25 protein-coding genes and 1 tRNA gene are annotated in these 24,617 nt (G+C 35.5%); 19 read left to right on the plus strand and 7 right to left on the minus strand.

The window, feature by feature from the left end; all coding sequences use genetic code 11:
• Positions 1–138 precede the first annotated feature (138 nt).
• The 3 genes from ACZIX2_RS01320 (at position 139) to ACZIX2_RS01330 (ending at position 2,875) form a co-directional block, all read left to right on the plus strand.
• Positions 139–1,323 (plus strand): hypothetical protein, encoded by a 1,185-nt coding sequence (locus tag ACZIX2_RS01320; RefSeq protein WP_463338270.1) that lies wholly within the window; start codon positions 139–141, stop codon positions 1,321–1,323.
• A gap of 107 nt (positions 1,324–1,430) precedes the next feature.
• A complete protein-coding gene (locus ACZIX2_RS01325; protein ID WP_463338271.1) occupies positions 1,431–1,769 on the plus strand; it encodes a T9SS type A sorting domain-containing protein in 339 nt (112 codons plus the stop codon).
• Positions 1,770–1,855: 86 nt separating this feature from the next.
• Positions 1,856–2,875: a LuxE/PaaK family acyltransferase gene (locus ACZIX2_RS01330; RefSeq protein ID WP_463338272.1), complete on the plus strand. Its 1,020-nt coding sequence runs from the start codon at positions 1,856–1,858 to the stop codon at positions 2,873–2,875.
• Between the two features lie 54 nt (positions 2,876–2,929).
• Here ACZIX2_RS01330 and tyrS read toward each other — a convergent pair whose 3' ends face one another.
• On the minus strand, positions 2,930–4,222 hold the full coding sequence (gene tyrS, locus ACZIX2_RS01335; RefSeq protein WP_463338273.1) for a tyrosine--tRNA ligase: 1,293 nt from the start codon (positions 4,220–4,222) through the stop codon (positions 2,930–2,932).
• Positions 4,223–4,512: 290 nt separating this feature from the next.
• Here tyrS and ACZIX2_RS01340 point away from each other — a divergent pair, with 290 nt between their 5' ends.
• Together ACZIX2_RS01340 and ACZIX2_RS01345 are read left to right on the plus strand one after the other, a co-directional pair.
• Complete coding sequence (locus tag ACZIX2_RS01340; RefSeq protein ID WP_463338274.1) at positions 4,513–6,384, plus strand: hypothetical protein; 1,872 nt, start codon at positions 4,513–4,515, stop codon at positions 6,382–6,384.
• Between the two features lie 5 nt (positions 6,385–6,389).
• A complete protein-coding gene (locus ACZIX2_RS01345) occupies positions 6,390–7,088 on the plus strand; it encodes a hypothetical protein (protein ID WP_463338275.1) in 699 nt (232 codons plus the stop codon).
• 105 nt (positions 7,089–7,193) lie between these two features.
• Here ACZIX2_RS01345 and ACZIX2_RS01350 read toward each other — a convergent pair.
• Positions 7,194–7,267, minus strand: a tRNA-Ala gene (locus tag ACZIX2_RS01350).
• A 131-nt stretch (positions 7,268–7,398) separates the two neighbouring features.
• Between ACZIX2_RS01350 and ACZIX2_RS01355 the strand changes: the two genes are divergently transcribed.
• The 7 genes from ACZIX2_RS01355 to ACZIX2_RS01385 all read left to right on the plus strand — a co-directional run bounded on the left by ACZIX2_RS01355 (position 7,399) and on the right by ACZIX2_RS01385 (position 12,664).
• Positions 7,399–8,166, plus strand: coding sequence for an enoyl-CoA hydratase/isomerase family protein (locus ACZIX2_RS01355; protein WP_463338276.1), 768 nt, complete (start codon positions 7,399–7,401; stop codon positions 8,164–8,166).
• 4 nt (positions 8,167–8,170) lie between these two features.
• Complete coding sequence (locus ACZIX2_RS01360; RefSeq protein ID WP_463338277.1) at positions 8,171–8,344, plus strand: hypothetical protein; 174 nt, start codon at positions 8,171–8,173, stop codon at positions 8,342–8,344.
• A gap of 33 nt (positions 8,345–8,377) precedes the next feature.
• On the plus strand, positions 8,378–8,830 hold the full coding sequence (locus ACZIX2_RS01365) for a 6-pyruvoyl trahydropterin synthase family protein (RefSeq protein WP_463338278.1): 453 nt from the start codon (positions 8,378–8,380) through the stop codon (positions 8,828–8,830).
• 34 nt (positions 8,831–8,864) lie between these two features.
• A complete protein-coding gene (locus tag ACZIX2_RS01370; protein ID WP_463338279.1) occupies positions 8,865–9,629 on the plus strand; it encodes a UDP-2,3-diacylglucosamine diphosphatase in 765 nt (254 codons plus the stop codon).
• A 41-nt stretch (positions 9,630–9,670) separates the two neighbouring features.
• Positions 9,671–10,783, plus strand: a complete 1,113-nt coding sequence (locus ACZIX2_RS01375) for an NAD(P)/FAD-dependent oxidoreductase (protein WP_463338280.1) — start codon at positions 9,671–9,673, stop codon at positions 10,781–10,783.
• A complete protein-coding gene (gene mtgA, locus ACZIX2_RS01380) occupies positions 10,784–11,545 on the plus strand; it encodes a monofunctional biosynthetic peptidoglycan transglycosylase (RefSeq protein ID WP_463338281.1) in 762 nt (253 codons plus the stop codon).
• A 126-nt stretch (positions 11,546–11,671) separates the two neighbouring features.
• Positions 11,672–12,664 carry an NAD-dependent epimerase/dehydratase family protein gene (locus ACZIX2_RS01385; protein WP_463338282.1) on the plus strand — a complete coding sequence of 331 codons (993 nt, stop codon included), beginning with the start codon at positions 11,672–11,674 and terminating at the stop codon, positions 12,662–12,664.
• A gap of 2 nt (positions 12,665–12,666) precedes the next feature.
• Here the strand turns inward: ACZIX2_RS01385 and ACZIX2_RS01390 are convergent, their stop codons facing one another.
• The 3 genes from ACZIX2_RS01390 to ACZIX2_RS01400 are packed head-to-tail and all read right to left on the minus strand — an operon-like array spanning position 12,667 to position 15,162.
• A complete protein-coding gene (locus tag ACZIX2_RS01390) occupies positions 12,667–13,083 on the minus strand; it encodes a DUF4296 domain-containing protein (RefSeq protein WP_463338283.1) in 417 nt (138 codons plus the stop codon).
• A 1-nt stretch (position 13,084) separates the two neighbouring features.
• Positions 13,085–14,425, minus strand: a complete 1,341-nt coding sequence (locus ACZIX2_RS01395) for a dihydroorotase (RefSeq protein WP_463338284.1) — start codon at positions 14,423–14,425, stop codon at positions 13,085–13,087.
• An 11-nt stretch (positions 14,426–14,436) separates the two neighbouring features.
• The gene (locus ACZIX2_RS01400) at positions 14,437–15,162 is read right to left on the minus strand and encodes a polyprenol monophosphomannose synthase (RefSeq protein ID WP_463338285.1); all 726 of its coding nucleotides are present in this window, start codon (positions 15,160–15,162) and stop codon (positions 14,437–14,439) included.
• Between the two features lie 102 nt (positions 15,163–15,264).
• Between ACZIX2_RS01400 and ACZIX2_RS01405 the strand changes: the two genes are divergently transcribed.
• From ACZIX2_RS01405 to ACZIX2_RS01415, 3 genes are all read left to right on the plus strand, one after another.
• On the plus strand, positions 15,265–15,936 hold the full coding sequence (locus tag ACZIX2_RS01405) for a DUF4271 domain-containing protein (protein WP_463338286.1): 672 nt from the start codon (positions 15,265–15,267) through the stop codon (positions 15,934–15,936).
• 12 nt (positions 15,937–15,948) lie between these two features.
• Positions 15,949–16,698: a uroporphyrinogen-III synthase gene (locus ACZIX2_RS01410; protein WP_463338287.1), complete on the plus strand. Its 750-nt coding sequence runs from the start codon at positions 15,949–15,951 to the stop codon at positions 16,696–16,698.
• A gap of 358 nt (positions 16,699–17,056) precedes the next feature.
• Positions 17,057–17,527 carry an Lrp/AsnC family transcriptional regulator gene (locus tag ACZIX2_RS01415; protein WP_463338288.1) on the plus strand — a complete coding sequence of 157 codons (471 nt, stop codon included), beginning with the start codon at positions 17,057–17,059 and terminating at the stop codon, positions 17,525–17,527.
• A 119-nt stretch (positions 17,528–17,646) separates the two neighbouring features.
• Here the strand turns inward: ACZIX2_RS01415 and ACZIX2_RS01420 are convergent, their stop codons facing one another.
• Positions 17,647–18,333 (minus strand): zinc metallopeptidase, encoded by a 687-nt coding sequence (locus ACZIX2_RS01420; protein WP_463338289.1) that lies wholly within the window; start codon positions 18,331–18,333, stop codon positions 17,647–17,649.
• A 168-nt stretch (positions 18,334–18,501) separates the two neighbouring features.
• Complete coding sequence (locus tag ACZIX2_RS01425) at positions 18,502–21,555, minus strand: leucine--tRNA ligase (protein WP_463338290.1); 3,054 nt, start codon at positions 21,553–21,555, stop codon at positions 18,502–18,504.
• Positions 21,556–21,854: 299 nt separating this feature from the next.
• On the opposite strand from ACZIX2_RS01425, the gene ACZIX2_RS01430 reads away from it, so the two are divergent.
• The 4 genes from ACZIX2_RS01430 to truB all read left to right on the plus strand — a co-directional run bounded on the left by ACZIX2_RS01430 (position 21,855) and on the right by truB (position 24,569).
• Complete coding sequence (locus ACZIX2_RS01430) at positions 21,855–22,730, plus strand: cell division protein FtsX (protein ID WP_463338291.1); 876 nt, start codon at positions 21,855–21,857, stop codon at positions 22,728–22,730.
• Between the two features lie 27 nt (positions 22,731–22,757).
• Positions 22,758–22,994, plus strand: coding sequence for a DUF3098 domain-containing protein (locus ACZIX2_RS01435; protein ID WP_463338292.1), 237 nt, complete (start codon positions 22,758–22,760; stop codon positions 22,992–22,994).
• Between the two features lie 91 nt (positions 22,995–23,085).
• Complete coding sequence (locus tag ACZIX2_RS01440) at positions 23,086–23,880, plus strand: undecaprenyl-diphosphate phosphatase (protein WP_463338293.1); 795 nt, start codon at positions 23,086–23,088, stop codon at positions 23,878–23,880.
• Positions 23,880–24,569 carry a tRNA pseudouridine(55) synthase TruB gene (truB, locus tag ACZIX2_RS01445; RefSeq protein WP_463338294.1) on the plus strand — a complete coding sequence of 230 codons (690 nt, stop codon included), beginning with the start codon at positions 23,880–23,882 and terminating at the stop codon, positions 24,567–24,569. Before ACZIX2_RS01440 ends, truB begins: the two co-directional genes overlap by 1 nt.
• Positions 24,570–24,617: the final 48 nt, after the last annotated feature.

A 24,617-nucleotide genomic window follows, 5' to 3' on the forward strand; every position in this document is an offset into this window, starting at 1 on the left:
AGCGCCTTTAAACCCTGATATTCTTTACAATAACTTTACTATTATGTATACAATTCGTAACTCAATTTTAATACTAGCATAACTTCATAAAAGAACACTGCACCTACATTTGTAACATAAAATTTAACAAAAAAACCAATGAAAAAATTACTTTTAAGTTTAGCGATTATTGCTTCAACTTTTACCGCTTGTACAAGTAGTGATGACAACACAACTGTTACACCTGTTACTGGAGAAATTACAGGTAAAATTACTGCAAACAAAACTTTCCCATTAGGGACTTATACATTAAAAGGAATTGTAAAAATCGAAAGTGGAGTAACGGTGACTTTCGATGCTGGTTCAACCATTACAGCTGACAAAACTACTGGTGACAATGCCTTAGTAGTACTTAATGGAGGAAAATTAATTATCAATGGAACGGCAAGTCAACCAGTAGTTTTCACTGAAAAATCAGGGGTTCCAGGTTCTTGGGCAGGTATCATCATGTATGGCGACGCTCCAATCAAAGCTATTGGCGGAGTTACCTCCTCGACTTCAGAAGATGGAAATGCATTACCTTACGGTGGAACTAATGCAGACCATGACGGTGGTTCTTTAAAATATGTAAGAGTTGAATATGCTGGTGCTAAATTAGCTGATGGAACGAAAGAGAACAATGCATTCACTTTTTACTCTGTAGGTTCTAAAACTGTTCTAGATCACTTAGTAGCTTACAAAGGTGCTGATGACGGGTTTGAATTTTTTGGTGGAACAGTTAGTATGACAAATGCTATTTCATATGGTAACTTTGATGATGCTTTTGATTGGCAAGATGGATGGCAAGGTAAAAATAATTCTAACTGGTATGCTTATCAAACTGTTAAAGGAAATTTTGGGATGGAGATAGAGTGTTCTAACAACAATAATGCATTCTGGCCAAAAATTACAAACATCACTTTGAAAAGAGAAGCAGGTTGTACCCCAGAGGTTGCTGGTGATATTCAGGTTGATGCTTTCCAATTCAAAAAAGAAGGAAATGGTGAATACAGCAACATCATTATCGACGGTTATGGAGATTATACAGAGGGTGCTACAGTTTACAAAGGAGCTGCAGTAAAAATCCAAGATGCTACTACTAACACCAACCAAGTAACTGGAGGCAAAATAATTTTAACTAATGTAAAAGTTACAAACACCTCCCAAACCAATCCTGTTGGGGCTACAGCTGCTATTGTGGTAAACTTCCCAGCTGCAAATTTTGTAACAAGTACTGCTGCTACTGGAGCTGCGTTAACATCAGGGGCTTGGTCTACAGTTAGCGGAGTTAATCTAATCAAATAATTTCAGGTTACTTTCTTTGTATGTTAAAAAATGTCTTTCAATTTTGAAAGGCATTTTTTTTTATTTTATGTTGCAAATTTTATATCTTTACTGTTAAAACTAAGCCAATGATAAAAAACTACTCCTATATTATTCTTGTATTGGTCTTTTTCTTTTCAGTAGCAGCATCTGCCCAAGAAAACAAACCACAAGCCAAAACTCAAGACCTTACCTCTATTGAAGGATTGAGTTTGTACCCAAACCCTGTGAGTAATGGTAAGGTATATATTTCTACTAAAGAAGACTCCGAAAAAGAAATTACCATCTTTGATGTTTTGGGCAAAAGAGTGTTACAAACACAGCTTAGTTCCAAAGAACTCAATGTCTCCTCACTCACTCCCGGTGTTTATATTATTAAAATCACAGAAAATCAAGCTACGGCTACTAGAAAACTGATTATTAGGTAAAAAATATTCCTCTCAAAGCTCCAATCTCTTGGAGCTTTTTTTTGACATATTCATTATGTTTATCAAAAAAATAAAAAAGGTTACCTTTGCAAAAAATTTTTTCATTGGACACTTCAATTGATCTTTTTTCGATTTCTAATCATAAGCAATTTGAAAAATTAGCGCTTAAAACTTTTCGTTATCAATACGAAAACAATATTGTTTACAAAGAATTTTGCGATTTATTAAAGACCAATGTGCAAAAGGTAAAAACACTGCAGCAAATTCCGTTTTTACCCATTCAGTTTTTTAAAAGTCATAGGGTTGTGAGCCATAACGAAGCCCCTCAAGCTATTTTTACGAGCAGCGGAACCACAGGTATGACAACCAGCCAACACCTTGTTACTGATGTTTCCCTTTACGAAGAAAGTTATCGTCGAGGATTTTCTCAGTTTTATGGCAATATTGAAAATTATGTCGTTTTGGCCCTTTTACCTTCTTACTTAGAACGCGAAGGCTCCTCTTTGATTTACATGGTCGAAGATTTGATTCAGTTATCCAATCAACCAGAAAGTGGTTTTTACCTCAACAATCACGACGAATTAATCAAAAAGATGATGGAGCTGCATCAAGCCGAAAAAAATGTAATCCTAATTGGTGTAACTTATGCACTACTCGATTTGATAGACTATTCAAAATCTATTGCATTCCCTCTTTGGGAGTTAGGAGGCTCCACTATTGTTATGGAAACAGGCGGTATGAAAGGCAAGCGCAAAGAAATGATCCGCGAAGAATTGCACGAACAATTGTGCGCTGGTTTTGGGGTTACTAGCATTCATTCAGAATACGGTATGACCGAATTACTCTCACAGGCGTATTCGCTTGGAGCAGGTGTATTTGAATGTCCCTCTTGGATGAAAATCCTAATTCGAGATACCGAGGACGCCTTAACTTATATAGAAAACGGAAAAACTGGTGGCATCAACGTAATTGATTTGGCCAATCGAAATTCCTGCTCCTTTATAGCTACTCAAGATTTGGGTAAAAAACACGCTAACGGTACTTTTGAAGTGTTAGGTCGTTTTGACAATTCGGATATTCGTGGGTGCAATTTAATGGTAGTGTAAACAAAAAAGTCCGCAATACAAATTGCAGACTTTTTAGTGTATAAATTTCGGGCATTACACCACTCTTATCACAAAATAATTCTTCTTACCACTTTGCAACAAGACAAATCGATCGTTGATTAAATCATTGGTAGTCAACACAAAATCTTCTTTTACTTTTTCTCTATTTACCGAAATAGAATTGGCAGTCAAAGCTCTTCTCGCCTCACCGTTCGATTTGAAAAATCCTGTTTTATCGTTCAATACTTTTACAATTTCCAATCCGTTTTCAAGTTCTGATTTGGCAATTTCAGCCTGAGGAACACCATCAAAAACTTCTAAAAATGTTGCTTCATCGAGCTGTTTCAAATCATCGGCTGTCGCATTTCCAAACAAAATGCCCGAAGCTTTTATCGCATTGTCTAAATCTTCCTTAGAATGCACCATAATTGTGATTTCTTCGGCTAATTTCTTTTGCAACAAACGCAAATGTGGCGCTTCTCGGTGTTGCAACGTCAACTCCTCAATGGCTTCTTTGGTCAAGAACGTAAAAATTTTGATGTATTTCTCGGCATCTACATCCGAAGTATTCAACCAGTATTGGTAGAATTTATAAGGTGAAGTTCTAGCAGCATCCAACCAGATATTTCCTCCTTCGGATTTTCCGAATTTCGTTCCATCCGCTTTGGTAATCAACGGACAGGTTAAAGCATAGGCTTTGCCTCCGTCAATTCGGCGCACTAACTCTGTACCTGTGGTAATATTACCCCATTGGTCGCTTCCACCCATTTGTAAGGTACAATTTTTAGCTTTGAACAAATGCAAGAAATCATAGCCTTGCACCAACTGATAGGTAAACTCTGTAAAAGACATCCCTTCAGCAGCTTCTGATGTCAAACGTTTCTTTACCGAATCTTTGGCCATCATATAATTCACAGTAATGTGTTTTCCGATATCGCGAATGAAATCCAAAAACGAAAATTCTTTCATCCAATCGTAATTATTGACTAATTCGGCAGCATTTTCACTGTTCGAAGTGAAATCTAAGAAACGTGCCAATTGTGCTTTAATTGCTTCTTGATTGTGGCGTAAAGTAGGTTCGTCTAATAAATTCCTTTCGTTGGATTTTCCAGATGGATCTCCAATCATACCTGTGGCTCCTCCCACTAAAGCCAAAGGTTTGTGTCCTGATAATTGGAAATGTTTGAGCAACATTACCCCTACTAAATGACCTATATGCAATGAATCGGCTGTTGGATCAATACCCACATAAGCCACGCGCATTTGCTCCAATAAATGTTCTTCGGTGCCTGGCATAACATCGTGGAGCATCCCTCTCCAAGTCACTTCTTCAATAAAATTTTTCATCGTCTTTAATTTTTGGCAAAGATACTAATTTGAGCGGTATTAACAATTGCTCCAGAATTATTGAAAATTAAGGCTCTAAGTATCTGTTATAAATTAACACATTTTAAATGTAACTAAAAATAGTACAAAACAATCTAAAGTATAATGTAAACCATATCAACTTGAACCTTACTTTATAATTAAAATAAACAGAAAAAACTGAATAATTGTTTAACTTTTATATATTTGAATGATTTATTACTTCAACAACTATAATCAACCAAAATTTTATCAAGCCCAAAAAATATACTATGAAGAAAAAATTAATACAATTAATCTTCTTTTGCTTAATACTATCCTCTTGTTCATATGAATTTTCTTCGGATAATTTTATAGAAATAGTACAACCTGAAGTAGTTGAAAAAATAATTGACCTTAACAACTTCAAAAATTTAGATACCATAAATATCAATAGCCAAATAAAATACACCTTCAAAGGGACATCCAATCAACACTTACTTGAATCAAAAATATTAATTGATGGCAAAGAAACATATGCTACTAGCAACGGAAATGAATATACTTTTTTTATCAATCCTGCAAATTATGAAGATGGCATTCATACCATTGTTATCGAAAACAAATACACATCTGGGTCGGGTAGTATCGCTGATCAGGTTCAAAATGAGATTCTAAAATCTACCCAACAATATAAATTTATTGTTCATAGAAAACCCTCAAACCCTCCTAGTGTTACCGAAGCCATAATAAAAGATGGAAGTATTTTTGTAAAATGGGAACCTTTAAACAATCCAGAGTATAAAAACGCTTTTTTAAGTTTAAAATTTAAAAATAAAGAAATAAAGATTCCATTATCAAAAGAAATTCTTGAAAGTGGCATATACAATGATAAAAAAACGGTATTATTTAATGGGAACTTCAACGAACCAGAATTTGACGCCTACTCAAAAGTCACTTACTCAATAATATTTGAAAGCCCTTATGTAGAGTTATATGGGGCAAATAAATCCATTGTCTATGACAATTCATGGTTTAATGTTCAAATAGCATTATCAAATAATAACAGTTATAAAATAATTTGGTCTACCCATCCACTTTATGCAAACATCAAAGAAATTGAATTCAGATCAGGAAACAATATTTTCATGGGATCTAGCAAAGGGGGAGAATACACTATTAATAGCCCCTACATTATAGGCTATGAATATAACATAATCACACAAATCACGGATTTAGAGAACAACTACCTTCCGTTTTATACTTTTAGAAATGTAGGTATAGATGGAAATACTGTTATGAATTTTAATTTTAACCCCTATTTTTCAAAAGAAATCCTATATAATCCCAGCACCAATCACTATTATTCATTAATTCTTGAAAGGAATTCAACAGGATATTTTAAAATATTTATTTATGAATTTTCTGAAAAATTCATATTCTTGTCGAAAAAATTTATTGCCGATTATAACTCGCCTAGACATGAAAGATTAAAATTTTCTATAGATCCAAGCAGTCATAATTTCTATATCGATGCTGATCACGGTTCGTATACAATTGAAAAATCGAACTTAAGTATCATAAAAAAATATGTTGGTCAGCCATATTCTGCTTCCTCAATTTTACGAAATGATATATTAGTGATTACAGATGGGTACAATATTACGGTTTCTAATATTGATTCAAATACTCAAATATTCTCTGGTATTGCAAGTAGCTGCTATCTATCTCGTGATGGCAAATACCTCTATATTAAAAACCAGACAAACAATGCCGTGTTCAAAATAGAAAACAATCAACTCACTAAAGTAGTAGACATAAATTACAACTCATGGAGAAACAATATTGATATTGAAAATGATATTTTATATTATATGAATAACAATCAAATAAATATTGTAGATCTTAAATCCAGGATTAGCAAATCATTTACTATTGGCTCGTATGATACCATGTACTTTGATGGCTTTTCTCAAAAAATACTTTTTTGTCAATATAACCGAAGTGTTATTTATGATCTATCAACTAGCAAGCTAAGTATGTTTTTATCAGAAATAGGTAAACAAGCAATTGGCGATTTTTATCAGGAGGACAATGAATATTTTATGAGAATTAGAAACAGAAAATTAATACACTCAAAAGGGATTGCTTTAGATTTAAATTAATAATTATGAAAAAAATTTGCTTACTGTTCTTCTGTGTCTTAATTCAATCTAAAATTCAAGCTCAAAAAATCGAACTCTTTAGCGATGTAATCCTTGGTATACCTTCAACAAAATCATTAAAATTATTTCATAATGAACTTGCCCAGCAAGTTGAATTCGAAAATTTTAAAACTAAAGAACATTTCAACAATTATTATGGATTTAGCTTCGGATTAAGATACAATAGAAATTTATCAATCTTTTATAGTAACAGAGTGACCGGAGCAAAATCATCTGTGGCTGACTACTCGGGTTATGTCCGCCTTACAAACGAGTTATCTGGTAACACTTTTGGAGTAATTTATCAAAAAATAATTTACCAAAAAGAAAAGGGAACATTACTTGTTACCTCTAAAGTTTTTGCTACTAATTCAATATTAAAATTAAAATCGCAAAGTAGTATAGCAAATGTAATTGAAAACAGTCAACTCAATTTTAAATCTATTGATTTTGGATTAGCAGCTGGACTAGCTTATGAATACGACTTAAATTTTGTGATTTTAAGAGCCAATGTTGATTTAGAAGCATATTTATATGGCAAACTAAAAATCAAAGATGGTAATTTTAATGGTATGCACTTAACGAATGCCAATGGAGAAAAAGTTATCACAGGATGGTCAGGTATAAATGCAGGACTTGGAATTTCAATTCCAATAATAAAATAATTATTACAATTAAAATCTAAAGATAATCACCATCATGTTTTAAGAGAAATACTTTTAAAAAAACAAAAAGCCTTAAAAACAATTGTTTCTAAGGCATTTTTTTTGTGGAGAAGATGGGGCTCGAACCCACGACCTCTTGACTGCCAGTCAAGCACTCTAGCCAACTGAGCTACATCCCCATGACTATGGCGCAAATATACTATATTAATTTTTCAAAAAACAAATTTATTCTTCACAAAAATAGGGTCTTTGAAAAAAAAAGGAAATTAGAGTCTGGAAATAATTATACCTTTACCATAAAAACAAAAGCATGTCCAATTCATCAAAAAGTGGGTTTATTCAAGTGGCTTCTTCACATGGTGTTGCCACCTTAACCTTAGGTCATCCCGCTAGCAATTCTTTTCCAAAAACCCTTTTAAACGAGTTAACCCAAGCCCTAAATCGGCTTGGTAAACAAGAAGACATACGCGTCATCATACTTCAAAGTGAAGGTGAAAAAATTTTTTGTGCCGGCGCTTCTTTCGAAGAACTTTTGGCCATTAACACCCTAGATGAAGGCATAGCATTCTTTTCTGGATTTGCCCAAGTAATTAATGCTATGCGAACCTGTCCCAAAATAATTGTTGGTCGGATTCAAGGAAAAGCGGTTGGCGGAGGAGTGGGCATCATAGCCGCATGCGATTATGCCTACGCCTTAGATCAAGCTAGTGTAAAATTATCCGAATTGACAATTGGAATTGGGCCTTTTGTAATCGAACCCGCAGTGAGTCGAAAAATTGGAAAAACTGCTATGAGTGAATTAACCTTGGCCGCTCAAGAATGGAAATCGGCCGAGTGGGCCAAACAAAAAGGACTCTATGCAGGGCTATTCGACACGACTTCCGCGCTGGATCAAGCGGTTTCGCAACTTGCTACACAACTCGCCAACTACAATCCAAATGCCCTTTTGGAACTAAAAAAAATACTATGGGAAGACACCTCCCACTGGGAAACTCTTTTGATAGAAAGGGCTGCCATTTCTGGACAACTTGTCCTATCTGATTTCACAAAAAAAGCTTTACAATCGTTTAAAAAATAAACTCATGACCCTAATAAGTTTACTACAAAATGTGGATGTTGCCAAAAAAATAGCCGAAGCCCCAGACAAAAGCTATGAAATAGGCGTTGTCATTGGCTCCTACTTGCCCTTTGTGGTATTGGTCGGTTTTGCCTATTGGATGTATTACCGAGCAAAAAAAAGAGATCAAAACCAGTAATAATGCTTAAATTTGCAAACTAATTCAATTTCGATGAGCAAGATAAGAATCACCAAAAAATTCAATTTCGAAACCGGTCACGCTTTGTATGGCTATGATGGGAAATGCAAAAATGTGCATGGACACAGTTACAAATTATGGGTTACGGTTATTGGCACCCCAATAGAAGACACCAAAAATGTTAAACTCGGAATGGTGATTGATTTTACTGATTTAAAAAAAATTGTCAAAGAAGAAATTGTAGACCAATTTGATCATGCCACCGTTTTCAACAAAACCACCCCTCATGTGGAATTGGCCAAAGAACTCAAAGAACGTGGACATCATGTCATTTTGGTCAACTATCAACCTACGTCCGAAAATATGATTGTCGATTTTGCTGAACGAATCAAAGGCAGATTACCCCAAGGAATTGAATTGTACTCTTTGAAATTACAAGAAACCGAATCTTCCTTTGCGGAGTGGTTCGCCAGCGACAATCAATAGGAATTGACACATTCCACATTCCAAATTAGATTCCATGACTTCAATCACAAAAAAAATATACTTTGCCTCCGATCAGCATTTTGGAGCTCCAACTCCAACCTTAAGTTTTCCAAGAGAAGAAAAGTTTGTAGCTTGGCTAGAAACCATCAAAAAAGATGCTGAAGCCCTTTTTTTAGTAGGCGATTTGTTCGATTTTTGGTTCGAATACAAAACGGTTGTCCCCAAAGGCTTTGTGAGAGTTTTAGGCAAATTGGCCGAAATCCGAGATAGTGGCATCCCTATTTATTTTTTCGTTGGTAATCATGATTTGTGGATGAATGACTACTTCGAAAAAGAACTCAACATCCCTGTTTTTCATGACAACCAAGAGTTTACTTTTCATGGCAAAACATTTCTCATTGGCCATGGAGACGGCAAAGGCCCTGGAGATTTAGGTTACAAACGCATGAAAAAAGTCTTTACCAATCCCGTGTCCAAATGGCTGTTCCGATGGTTACATCCTGATCTTGGTGTACGTCTGGCACAATATTTATCAGTAAAAAACAAACTGATTTCGGGTGCCGAAGATGTTACTTTTCTAGGAGAAGACAACGAATGGCTTATTCAATATGCCAAAAGAAAATTAACTACAAAACATTACGATTACTTGGTTTTTGGACATCGCCATTTACCCATGAAATTCAATCTAGGATCCAATGCAGAGTACGTTAACCTTGGCGACTGGATATCGTATTTTACCTACGGTGTATTTGATGGATCCACTTTTGAAATCAAAACCTGGGAAGACCCTACAAAATAAAACCTTTTACTAAAATCAATTACTTTTAAAAAGATACTGTAATGCAACTGAGTTATTGGGAAATAAAAAATTGGTTTACCAACGTTGATTATACGATTGTTGGAAGCGGAATTGTTGGGCTACACACCGCTTTACGATTGCGAGAGCGTTTCCCTCAGGCAAAAATTCTACTTCTCGAAAGAGGAATGCTTCCACAAGGAGCCAGTACTAAAAATGCTGGTTTTGCCTGTTTTGGAAGTCTTTCAGAGATTATCGAAGATTTAAAAACGCATACCGAAGAAGAAGTAATTGAACTAGTAAAAAAACGATGGTCTGGTTTGCAACTGTTACGCAAAAGAATTAACGATCAAATTCTGGATTTCAAACCTTTTGGAGGTTATGAATTGTTCTTAAAAGAGGAAGAAAATTTATTTGCCGAATGTGTCGCAAAACTCCCTTTTGTCAATGAACTTTTACGACCTATTTTTAAAGCTGATGTTTTTTCCAAAGAGGTTGACCGTTTTAATTTTGACAACATCAAAGATTATTTGATATTCAACCCCTTTGAAGGGCAAATTGACACTGGCAATATGATGCAAGAATTGCTTCGACAAACTGTTGCCGCTAATGTTTTGATTTTAAACCAACAAACGGTAACAGGTTTCGAAGATTTAGGCAACAAAGTATCGGTAGCATTGGGTAATTTTAGTTTTACCACTCAAAAACTATTATTTACCACCAATGGATTTGCCTCAGAATTAACAAAAGGCGCTGTCAAACCAGCGAGAGCCCAAGTGTTAATTACAGAACCTATCCCTAATTTAGACATCAAAGGAACTTTTCATTTGGACAAAGGGTATTACTATTTTAGAAACATAGGCGATCGTATTTTATTTGGTGGCGGCAGAAATTTGGCCTTTGAAGAAGAAACCACTACGGAATTAGCTCAAACAGAATTAATACAAAATAAATTGGAACAATTACTAAAAGAAGTAATTTTGCCCAATCAAGAAATTACTATTGCTCACCGATGGAGCGGAATTATGGGAATTGGCTCCGCCAAAAACCCTATAGTGACGAATGTCTCAGAAAATGTGTATTGTGGTGTCCGAATGGGAGGCATGGGTGTAGCCATTGGAAGTTTAATAGGAACAGAATTAGCAGATTTAGTATAAATGTCAACACAAAAAAAAGCAACCAAAACCCCAACAAGAAACTCTAAAAAAAAACCAGTTAAAAAAGAAGTAAATTTTAGCAGCATGATTAAACGTTTTTTGATAAAAATACTGTTATGGTTTTTTGGCCTTTCTTTGTTTTTGGTAGTCGTTTTTAAATTTGTACCAGTACCTTTCACGCCTCTTATGGTTATTCGTTATTTCGAAAATGTAGCCCAGGGCAAAGAAAATCATTTTAGTCACGACTGGGAACCCATTGAAAATATCTCAAAAAATTTACAAAAAGCAGTCATTGCTAGCGAAGATGCTACTTTTTTAACACATAATGGTTTTGACTTTTTGGCCATGCAAAAAGCATATAAAAACAACGAAAGAGGCCGAAAAATAAAAGGAGGAAGCACTATTTCACAACAAACCGCCAAAAACGTGTTCCTCTGGCAAGGAAGGAGTTATTTTCGAAAAGCGCTAGAGGCCTATTTCACGGTACTAATCGAATTGATTTGGGGAAAAGAGCGCATCATGGAGGTATACCTCAACAGTATTGAAATGGGAGATGGCGTGTATGGAGCCCATGCTGCCACACAATATTGGTACCGAAAAGACGCTTCGAGTTTAACAAAATTACAAGCCGCTGGAATTGCCGCTATCTTGCCCAATCCGAGAAAATATAAGGCTACAGGGTCCTCATCCTATATCAACAATAGAAAGGCAAAAATAGTTCGGGTTATGAATCATGTTGGTCCATTAAACTATAAGCACTAACTATCCCATAAGCCATTTCCGATGGCACTATAACCAATACTATTAATTTTTGATTTAAATTAGTAAAAAAAAAGGAAAGAAGAACAAACCCAAAAAAAGAGATTCTTCCTGTAAAAAAACTTTATTATGATACTAGTTACTGGAGGTACAGGTTTAGTTGGAGCTCATTTATTACTTCAACTGATTGAAAATGGCGAGCAAGTTAGAGCCATATATCGAACCGAAAGTGCCTGTATTAAAACAAAAAACTTATTTCAACTCTATAAAAAGGCAGACTTATTTGACGCTATACACTGGGTAAAGGCCGATATTCTAGACGTCCCTTCTTTAGAAAAAGCCTTCGAAGGTATTCAATACGTGTACCATTGCGCCGCTTTTATTTCATTTGACCCTAAAGACGAAGACGCTTTGCGAAAAACCAATATTGAAGGTACCGCCAATATTGTCAACTTTTGTTTAGACTATACTATCAAAAAACTTTGTTTTGTGAGTTCGATAGCCGCTTTAGGAGACTTGGCCGCCAATGAAACTGAAATTACCGAAGCCACCGAATGGAATCCTGAAAAACCCCATAGCGATTATGCTATTTCAAAATATGGCGCCGAAATGGAAGTTTGGAGAGGTCAACAAGAAGGATTAAATGTGGTGATTGTAAACCCCGGAGTTATTCTTGGGCCTGGTTTTCCCAAACAAGGCAGCGGTAAAATATTCCAATCGGCCAAAAAAGGAATGTCCTTTTACACCAATGGTTCAAGCGCCTTTATTGCCGTTCCTGATGTCATTAACAGCATGATTCACTTGATGACTCACAACTTTTGCAATGAAAGATATACATTAATAGCTGAAAACATCACATTCAAAGACCTCTTTTTTTGGCTGTCAGATGCCTTTAAAGTGAAGAGACCTTCCTATTGTGCCACTGCTTTTCAAACTTCTATTGCTTCTAAAATAGATGGTATTTTGACTTTCATGAGAATTAAAGAAAGGACTTTAAGCAAGGCTACTGCCATAGCCGCACACACCACTACACGTTATAGCAATGCCAAATTGGTACAACAAACACACCCTGCTTTCACACCAATTAAAGAATATATCCAGCAAATAACCCCTTATTTTTGATGCTACTGGGTTAACGTATCAGCTTTGTTTGATCCGCGTCGCCTTGATTTTTTACGTAATTTTTCTTGGCGCTTTTTTACAATGGTATCCAATAGATCGCTTTTGGTCTGCATTCTTTTTTGTACTTCTTCAAACATCAGCCTATAATCCTCAATTGAGGAAGCATAGAAAAGATTGTTTTGAGAAAACTGCGCACTATCTATTTTGTACTTTTTATAGATGAATTCTTTTGGTGGTATTTTTTTAAACCCTTCTTTAGAATAATTTTGGTAACGAGAAGCCTCTAACAACGCCAAATCATAATAAATATTAATCATCACCGACCTTTCAATCGGTTTCTTTGGCGTTTTTACGTCAGAGTCTTTATGGCATCCTAATGCCATAAAGACTAACAACAATACAACAGTACCTTTTCTCATTTTACCTTTCAAATAACAGACGCTGACCTGCTTTTATTTCTTTCACTTGTGCATCTTGGTACACCAACTGCCCATTTACAAAGGTGTGGGTTACGCTAGACTTAAAAGTAACACCTTCAAATGGAGACCAACCACATTTTGCTATAACATTTTCCTTAGTTACTTCCCATGGACTATTAGCATTTACCACTACTAAATCGGCATAATATCCTTCTTTTACATAACCTCTTTTCTCGATACTGAAAAGCTTTGCTGGGTTATGACACATTTTCTCCACAATTTTTTCAATGGTGATTTTCCCTTGATGATGGGCTTCAAACATGGCCACTAAGGCATGCTGTACCAAAGGTCCTCCTGATGGAGCTTCGCTATATTTTTTACTTTTTTCTTCCAATGTATGAGGCGCATGATCTGTCGCAATGACATCAATACGATCATCATTCAAAGCTTGCCATAAAACTTCTCTATCATGAGCGGTTTTAACAGCAGGATTCCATTTGATGAAATTGCCTTTGGTTGCATAATCTTCTTCAGAAAACCACAAATGATGAATACATACTTCGGCAGTAATTTTTTTCTCTTCTAACGGAATTTCATTGGTAAACAACTCCATTTCTTTAGCTGTAGATAGATGAAAGATATGCAAACGTGCTCCGGTCTTTTTTGCTAATGCAATAGCCCTAGACGATGACAGATAACAAGCTTCTTCACTTCGGATTAAATGATGCGCCGTAACCGGAATATCTTCTCCATATTCTGCTTTGTATTTGGCCAAATTGTTTTTGATGGTCATTTCATCTTCGCAATGTACCGCAATTAATAGTGGAGTACTGGAAAAGATTTTTTCCAAAACAGCTTCATTGTCTACCAACATATTCCCCGTTGATGAACCTAGAAAAATCTTAATTCCCGCTACGTTGCGTCCGTTAGTTTTTAACACTTCTTCCAAATTATCATTGGTAGCGCCCATCATAAATGAATAATTGGCATAAGACGATTGGGCCGCAATTTGATACTTTTGTTCTAATATTTCTTGTGTAACCGCATTGGGGACCGTATTAGGTTGCTCTATAAAGGATGTAATACCACCGGCTACAGCAGCGCGAGATTCGGTTTCTATGGTCCCTTTATGTGTCAATCCCGGTTCTCTAAAATGTACTTGATCATCTATCACTCCTGGTAGTAAATAATTTCCTTGGATATCAATCACTTCATAAGAAGCATCAACGGCATCAATTGAAGCTGCAATTTGAACAATACGCTCATTTTCGATTTTTACATCGCCTTGAAAAATTGTCCCTTCATTGACAATTTTAGCATTTTTAATTATAAACTTTGTCATAATAGTTGGTTTTATAGACGGCCAAACAATTGGCGAAGTCGAAGAGAAATAACACCAAAAACCGCCTCTATAATGATAGAATTACTCATTTTAGACACGCCTTTAGTACGATCAGTAAAGATAATAGGAACCTCAGTAATTTCAAATTTTTTGCAATACGTTCGATATTTCATTTCTATTTGAAAAGCATACCCAACAAATTTTATTTTATCAAGATTGATGCTCTCCAAAACATTTCGTTTGTAACAAACAAATCCTGCAGTAGCATCATGAATCTTCATACCAGTAATCAATCGAACATATACCGAAGCGAAATAAGACATCAACACACGATTTAAGGGCCAATTGACCACATTAACGCCGGTAACATAACGAGAACCTATAGCCAAATCAGCTCCTCCAAAATGACACGCATCATACAACCTTTCCAAATCTTGGGGATTGTGTGAAAAATCAGCGTCCATTTCAAAAATATAGGTATACTTATTCTGCAAGGCCCATTTAAAACCATGTACATAAGCCGTACCGAGTCCAGATTTTTCCTTTCTTTTTTCTAAAAACAATCGATCAGGATACTCTTCTTGCAATAAAGCCACTTTATCGGCGGTATGATCGGGTGAATTATCGTCAATAATTAGAACATGAAAATGCTTGTGCAAAGAAAGCGTGGTTCGAATAATTTTTTCGATATTTTCAATTTCGTTATAGGTAGGGATTATAACAATACTATCATTCATGTTTGTAGCAATTTCGTGGCAAAAGTAAACTTTTTATACCATTTAATCCATAATACATTTATAATAAAAGTTTGAAACAAAAAATTAGTAATTTTGTTTCCTATGATTGATCCTGTACTTCACCCTAGAATAATTGAGAACAAAGATTGGGCTACGGCGCTCTTTGTTTTGTCGCTTCTGTTAATTGTATTCACCAAATCAGCGTTTGAAAATCGTTTTGTCGATTTTTCAAAATTGCTTATTTCAGATAAATACGTTAAAGTATATCGAGACAGTAGTCATTTATTAAGTGGATTTACCATCGCGTTGTTTATCGTTCAGATCATTTCTTTTTCTTTTTTTGTCCAACTTTTTTTGAGCTATAATGGCTTGGCAAAAAAAACCGATTGGCAACTGTTTACACAAATTTTCACGGTTATCACCTATTTTATTTTGGCAAAATTTCTCATCGAGAAAATAATTGCCACGGCATTCAACATCGAAGAATTTATGGAACAATACAATTTGAAAAAGGTGACCTATCGTACCTATATTGGGGTATTAATCCTTCCTTTGGATTTAATATTGTTCTATTATGATGTTTTTTCTAAAAACATTTTTTTACCCATTTTTTCTATTGCGCTGATTATAAACCTTTTCACTTATTTTCTAACAATTAAAAGCTATCAAAGATTAATTATAGGTAAATTGTTTTATTTTATTTTATATCTTTGCGCACTTGAAATAGCACCCTATTATTTTATCTATTACTGGTTTACAAAAGGAAATATTTAGACGATTTAATCTATGAAAGTTAAAACTATTTTGGTGTCGCAACCAGAACCAAAAGTAGAGAATTCTCCTTACTTCGAATTGCAACAAAAGCATAAAGTAAAAATTGATTTCAGACCTTTTATTCACGTAGAAGGAGTAAGCGCCAAAGAAATCCGTTTACAAAAAATTGACCTACACAACTTTACTGCCATCATTTTAACCAGTCGCAACGCAGTAGACCACTTTTTCAGAGTAGCCGACGAAATGCGTTACAAAGTCCCTGAAGATTTAAAATATTTTTGCCAATCTGAGGCGATTGCTTTCTATTTACAAAAATATGTGGTGTACAGAAAACGTAAAATCTATGTAGGACCAAAAGATTTTGCTGATTTATCGCCTTTAATCAAAAAATACAAAGACGAAAAATTCTTATTACCTGCATCAGACCAACTCAATGCTGACATTCCTGTTACCTTAAACGCGTTAAAAGTAGACTGGACGCCAGCCACTTTTTATCGTACGGTAATGAGCGATCTTTCAGATTTAGCCGATGTTTATTATGATGTGTTGGCCTTTTTTAGCCCAACAGGAATTAAATCGTTATACAAAAACTTTCCTGATTTCAAACAAAACAATACCAGAATAGCCGTTTTCGGAAGCACCACTCAAAAAGAAGCCTTAGATCATGGTTTACGAGTAGACATTATGGCTCCAACACCTGGCACCCCCTCTATGACAATGGCACTCGAAAAATACATCGCCGAGGTGAACAAATCAAAATAATACATTTTAAATAACAACATACAAAATCCAAATTCCAATTACTAAACGGAATTTGGATTTTTTTTGTACCAATAAAAACTTAAAACTAACATTTACAGCATTTTATCAAATAAAACATTTAAGCTTTACTTTGACAAGAAGAGCAAATAAATAACTCATTAAAGTAGTCAGATCGTTTTAAAAGAATAACGGTAACTTATATTCACTTTTAACCATGAACATTAGTACACTGGCTAAAAAACTTAGTTGACTTATATGTTTATAATCAAAAGTTTTTGATTATAAAAAATAGCACTACAAAACCACACTTGCTTTCAAATTAAAACTAAAATGACTATTTTAGTTAAAAATTTACTACATGAAAATCAATTCTCTTGTTATTGAAATAGATGGTATTGACAAAGAAATTTTGCGCTACCTGATGGAGGATGCTAGAAAACCCATCTTGCAAATTGCCAATAAAATCGGAATTTCGGGAGCAGCTATTCACCAACGTCTTCGTAAACTAGAACAATCTGGAGTGATTTCTGGTTCAAAATTCACCGTGAATCACAAAGTACTTGGCTACAACACTATGGCTTTCGTTGGAGTATATCTCGATAAAGCCGCCCGAAACTCAGAAGCCGTAAAAGAATTGAAAAAAATTCCAGAAGTACTCGAATGTCATTATACCACGGGCAACTGGTCTATTTTAATTAAAATCATTTGCCGCGACAACGAACACTTAATGCAACTCTTGAATTCAAAAATCCAGACCATAGAAGGCGTTTCCAGAACCGAAACGTTTATTTCACTGGAACAACAAATAGAGCGTCAAATACAACTTTAAAATTCCAAATTCCAAATTTCAAATCCCAAATTTCAAATTCCAAATTTCAAGTAAAATAAAAAATTCCAACCTCAAAACTTCGAGATTGGAATTTTTTATTTTTTTGATTTTTTCTTTTATTACTCTCTTCTACCTCCCATGTACAATGAAACATAATACAACAAGGTTGCAATAGAACCTATAGCCGCAACCAAATACGTTCTAGCGGCCCATTTCAAAGAATCTTCAGCTCCGTCATATTCTGCTCTGTTGAGCATGTTTTTATTTTTCAACCACGCCAAAGCCCTATTACTTGCATCATACTCTACTGGCAAGGTAACAATAGAAAACAAAGTAGTCGCCGCAAAAATGATAATCCCAATTAACAACAAACTCGGAAATGTCTTAATCATTAAAATCCCTGCCAACAAAATCCATTGCACAAAGTTAGACGCAACACTAACAATTGGCACCAACTTAGAACGCATTTGCAACCATTCGTACCCCACAGCATGTTGTACGGCATGACCACATTCGTGCGCTGCCACGGCTGCCGCTGCCGCATTGCGTTGATTGTACACCGCCTCACTTAAATTGACCGTTTTATCTACCGGATTATAATGATCCGTTAATTGACCGGGGGTCGAAATAACACGAACATCATAAATCCCATTATCCGCAAGCATTCTTTCGGCAATTTCCCTACCTGACATGCCATTTTGCAATTGTAATTTTGAATAGTGTTCAAATTTACTCTTCAGTCTTGAACTTACTAACCAGCTGAAAAGCATTATCGCTCCAGCTAATATCATATAACCACTTCCCATAAATTTATTATTTAGTTTTTAAGTAAATATACTGCTTCAAATTATGAACCAAATTACAAAAATGCCATTTTGGCACAAGTTAAATATTCTTTAAAAGTAGTAATAAAAAAATCCAAACTCCAATCGTGAAATTGGAATCTGGATTATTTAAAGTTAGAATTTAATAATTTACCCTACCAAGTTGATAATTTTACCTGGCACAATAATCACTTTATTGGGCGTTCTACCGTCTAATTGTTTTTGGGTTCTTTCGTCTTGCATTACGATTTCCTCGATTTGTTCCTTGGTTAAATCCAAAGGCAATTTGATGGTGAAACGCATTTTACCGTTGAAAGAAACTGGATATTCTTTCTCGCTTTCCACCAAATGTTGCGGGTCAAATACTGGAAACGGAACTGTTGCAATAGACCCTTGGTGACCTAACAACGACCACAATTCCTCGGCAATATGAGGCGCATAAGGCGAAATCACAACCGCCAACGGCTCAAGAATAGCACGAGAATGACAGTTTTGTGATGACAGTTCGTTGACACAAATCATAAATTGTGAAACCGAAGTATTGAAAGAGAATCCTTCAATGTCTTCTGCCACTTTTTTGATGGTTTTGTGTAATGATTTCAAGTTTTCTTTGGTAGGTTCGTCGTTGTTTACAATTAAACCATTCTCATCAAAATACAAACGCCATAATTTTTTCAAGAAACCAAAAACTCCCGAAATTCCAGCGGTATTCCAAGGTTTGGCTTGCTCCAATGGCCCTAAAAACATTTCGTACAAACGCAACGTATCCGCTCCGTATTCTGCACAAATATCATCAGGAGTTACCACATTGTATTTCGATTTCGACATTTTTTCAACTTCACGACCTACTATGTATTTGCCGTTTTCATCAGTGATAAAAATTGCATCTTTATAATCTTCTCTCCAAGCTTTGAATTTTTCAATATCCAACTCGTCGGAAGAATTTACCATTGAGACATCTGCGTGAATTGCAGAAACTTGAATATTAAATAATGACAAGTCTTCCTTTTCTAGATTTTCAATTTTAGTTCTTAAATGAGGATATTCAATAATCAAATAATCTCTTACCTGCTCAAAGCTTTTTGATATAACTTCTTGTTCTATAATAGTCCTAAAATCATTAACATCTTTATATTTTAAACTAATAAAAAACGAAGGAATCTTCAATGTTGTTTCTATTAGTCTAATATCTAAACTTTCAATGAAGAAAAATGGAGTTATTCTATATACAAACGCACTCGTACCCAAAATCATCCCTTGATTAATCAGTTTTTTGAATGGTTCTTCGGTTGGAGCAAAACCTTTATCTTTTAAGAATTTGTTCCAAAAACGAGAATACAACAAGTGACCCGTTGCGTGTTCGCTTCCGCCAATGTATAAATCTACGCTTTCCCAATATTTCAAGGCTTCGGTAGAAGCAAATTCGGTTTCGTTTTGCGCATCCATATAACGCATCCAATACCAAGAACTTCCTGCCCATCCCGGCATCGTATTCAATTCTAAAGGAAAAATGGTTTGGTTGTCTATCAACTGAGTACTAACCACTGAGCACTGAACACTATCCCAAGCCCAAACTGCTGCGTTCCCCAAAGGAGGCAATCCGTCTTCGGTTGGTAAATACTTCTCAACTTCAGGCAAAACGATTGGCAAATGTTTGGCATCAATCATTTGTGGCAATCCGTTCACATAATACACGGGGAAAGGCTCTCCCCAATAGCGTTGACGCGAGAACACCGCATCACGCAAACGGTAATTGATTTTCCCTTTACCTTGACCTATTGCTTCAAGTTCTGCAATAACTTTCTGAGTCGCTTCTTTGTAACCTAAGCCGTTCAAGAAATCAGAATCGATTAATTGAAACCCTTCTTTGGCGCCATAAGCTGCTTCCGAAATGTCTTGGTCAAAGATATTTTTGATGGTTGGCATTCCGTTTTGGCCTTTAAAGAAATTCGCAAAAGCATAATCTCTTTCGTCTCCACAAGGCACCGCCATTACTGCTCCAGTTCCGTAACCCGCCAACACATAATCGCCAATCCAAACTGGAATCGGTTCTTTGGTAAACGGATGTTCCGCATAAGCACCCGTGAACACTCCCGAGATCGTTTTTACATCGGCCATACGCTCTCTTTCGGAACGTTTCGCTGTTTTTTCAATATAAGCTTCTACAGCTTCTTTTTGTTCAGGAGTCGTAATTTGAGCCACCAAATCGTGTTCTGGAGCCAAGGTCATAAACGTTACTCCAAAAATAGTATCAGGTCTGGTTGTAAATACGTCAATACTTGCTTCGTGATTTTGCACATTGAAAGTTACCATCGCCCCAACCGATTTTCCAATCCAGTTGCGTTGGCTTTCTTTGATACTTTCGCTCCAATCAATTTCGTTTAATCCTTGCAACAAACGCTCTGCATACGCTGAAATTCGCATACTCCATTGTGTCATTTTCTTGCGAATTACTGGAAATCCACCACGCTCCGAAACGCCATTTACAATTTCATCATTGGCCAAAACCGTTCCCAATCCAGGACACCAATTTACTTCGGTTTCTGCTAAATAGGTTAATCGGTATTGCAATAAGATCTTTTGTTGTTCTTCAGAAGAAAATGCGTTCCATTCCTTAGCTGAAAAACTAATGATATTATCATCACAAACGGCATTTACGGTAGTATTTCCCTCTTTTTCAAAAACAGCAATCAAGGTCGAAATATCTTCGGCTTTATCCGTGTTTTTATTGTACCAAGAATTGAACAATTGGATAAAAATCCATTGTGTATGTTTATAATAATCAGGATTCGAGGTACGTACTTCACGATCCCAATCAAAAGAAAATCCAATTTTATCTAATTGTTTACGGTAACCCGCAATGGATTTTCCTTCTTTATCCACACCTCCATCAATATTCACACGTGTCGTATCTTCGGGTCTTTGTCCGGTTTGAATCGCATATTGCTCTGCAGGCAATCCAAAACTATCATACCCCATAGGATGCAACACATTAAATCCTTGATGTCTTTTGAAACGCGAATACACATCCGAAGCAATATACCCTAGCGGATGTCCCACATGAAGCCCCGCTCCTGATGGATAAGGAAACATGTCTAGCACATAATGTTTGGGTTTGTCTGAATTGTTTTGAGCCGCAAATGTTTTGTTGTCTGCCCAATACTTTTGCCACTTGGCTTCGATTTCGTTCGGATTGTATTTCATTCGTACCTAGTTTATTGTTTTATAAAGTCGATATGCTTTCACTCACGTGAAGTCATTCCTTTTATATTGTTTTTAAAAGAGTCCTGCTTTCGCCTACTCAAGTCATTGTTCTGTGAAGATTTTTGGCTGGTGATTTATCCATCTTTTTTATGTTGATAACAACAAACTAAAAACTATCAACCACAAACTAAAAATAAGCCGCAAATTTACATTTATTGCACGAAAGTTGAAAGTTTGAGTGTTATTAACTTCATATAAAGAATATGTTTGTTATTTTTACGGCGTAATTTAAGTATGCTATGAGTTCGAACTATGACAAATTTCAAAAACGTAGATTAATTTCCTCCTATTTCTCCGTTGTATTGAGTGTATTCTTGGTCCTATTTCTTTTGGGAATTTTAGGTCTATTTATTGTGAATTCAAGAAAACTGGCCAACGATTTCAGAGAAAATATTCCTATGACTGTTTTCTTTAAAAAAGAAGCTACCGACAGCACCATTCAAGCTTTTGAAAAAGAGTTAAAAGCGGCCAAATTTCAAAAAAAGTTTGTTTATGTTTCCAAAGAACAAGCCGCTAAAGAACATTCGGATATTTTAGGAGAGGATTTCTTAACCTTTTTAGGAGAAAACCCACTTCAAAATTCCTTTGACATCAATTTGGTTGCGAATTATGTGGAACGTGATAGTATTGCAAAAATTGAAAGTCATTTCCGTAAAAATCCGATGATTGCTGATATCGTTTACGACAAACAGTTGGTCAATTTAGTAAACGACAACATCAAGAATGTGAGTATGTGGATCTTAATTATCAGTGGTTTTTTAACCGTTGTTGCGGTATTGTTAATCAATAGTTCTTTGCGATTATCCATTCATTCCAATCGATTCATCATCAAAACGATGCAAATGGTTGGCGCCACAAAGTCTTTTATTAGAAAACCATTTATCATTAGAAGTATTAAATTAGGAATGATCGGAGCAGGATTAGCTATTGTAGCCCTGATTGTTCTTTTAACTTATATCGAGACAAATTTTCCTGGCTTAGGTATTTTAGAAAACAAAATCGTCATCCTCTGCATCCTAGTTGGTGTCTTTGGATTGGGAGTATTAATCACTTGGTTGAGCACATATTTTGCCACACAACGTTTCTTGAACTTAAGAACAGACGATTTGTATTAACCCAAAAATATAATTTAAACGATAGACATGAACAAAGAAGTAAAAAAAGAATTTCTTTTTGGAAGAACAAATTATATTTTTTTATTAATCGGAATTGCCGTTATCACATTAGGATTCATATTGATGTCTGGAGGCGGAAGCGACGACCCCAATGTGTTTAGCGAGGCCATTTTTGATTTTAGAAGAATTCGTTTGGCGCCCACCACCGTACTTTTGGGCTTTGGAATAACCATTTATGCCATATTAAAACAACCCAAAAAGTAAATTCCCACTATTAATAACAAGTGAATCGTAATTCGTTTTGATACAAATTGCGATTCACTTGTTAAATTTAATTCCCAATTAATTTTTACAAATGAATACCATTCAAGCTATTATATTAGCCATTATTGAAGGGATAACCGAGTTTTTACCCGTTTCCTCAACCGGACACATGATTATTGCTTCTTCTTTTTTTGGCATTGCACATGACGATTTTACCAAGTTATTTACTATTGTAATACAATTGGGTGCCATTTTATCGGTAGTGATATTATATTTCAAAAGGTTTTTCCAATCGCTGGACTTTTATTTTAAGCTTTTGATTGCTTTCATACCCGCAGTAGTTTTAGGATTGCTGTTGAGTGATTTTATTGATGGCCTTTTAGAAAATCCAGTGACGGTAGCCATCTCTTTATTGCTAGGCGGATTCATTTTATTAAAAGTTGATGAGTGGTTTAATACTACCTCTAGCGAAAACGAAAAAGAGATAACTTATAAACAAGCCTTCAAAATTGGTTTGTACCAATGTTTGGCTATGATTCCAGGTGTTTCTCGTAGTGGTGCTAGTATCGTGGGCGGTATGGCCGAAAAACTGTCTCGTACCTCAGCGGCAGAATTTTCTTTTTTCTTAGCTGTTCCAACTATGCTTGGCGCTACGGTTAAAAAATGTTACGATTTTTATAAAGATGGCTATGTGTTAAGCAACGATCAAATCAACTACTTAATCATAGGAAATGTAGTGGCCTTTATTGTGGCTTTACTAGCTATAAAAACTTTTATAGGTTTCTTGACTAAAAACGGTTTCAAAGTATTTGGTTATTACCGAATTGTAGCCGGAATTATTTTATTGATCATACATTTTTTCATTCATCCCTTGACCATAATCTAATGAAAGCCGAAGACTATTTAGAAGGCCAAATATTGTTAATCGACAAACCACTCCATTTTACCTCATTTCAAGCGGTAAACAAACTGAAGTACTTATTAATTAACAAAGTTGGTCTACCCAAAAAATTCAAAATAGGTCATGCAGGCACCCTTGACCCCTTGGCTTCGGGTTTACTTTTAATTTGTACAGGCAAATTCACTAAACGAATCGCAGAGTTGCAAGGACAAGCCAAAGAATATACTGGGACATTTTACATGGGAGCCACTACTCCATCCTATGATTTGGAAACTGAAATTGATGAACATTTTCCTACGGCACATCTTACTGAAAACTTGATTCATGAAACTTCGAAACTTTTTCTAGGTGAAATCGATCAAAAGCCACCTCTTTTTTCGGCAATAAAAAAAGATGGAGTTCGACTTTACGAACATGCCAGAGCGGGCGAAACGGTTGAAATTGCCAGCCGAAAAACCACTATTCACGAATTTGAAATCACCCGAATTGCATTGCCAGAAGTAGAATTTAGAGTAGTCTGCAGTAAAGGTACCTATATCCGATCCTTAGCCTATGATTTTGGAAAGGCCTTACAGACCGGATCACATTTAACGGTTTTACGACGCACCAAAATTGGAGATTTCAACGTTGAAAATGCAGTAACCCCTGCCGAATTTGAACTACATCTTGGCTAACTTTTAAAAACAAAAAAACACATGACAAGCACTTTTTCTAGTACTTGC

It is taken from the genome of Flavobacterium riviphilum (assembly GCF_055231795.1).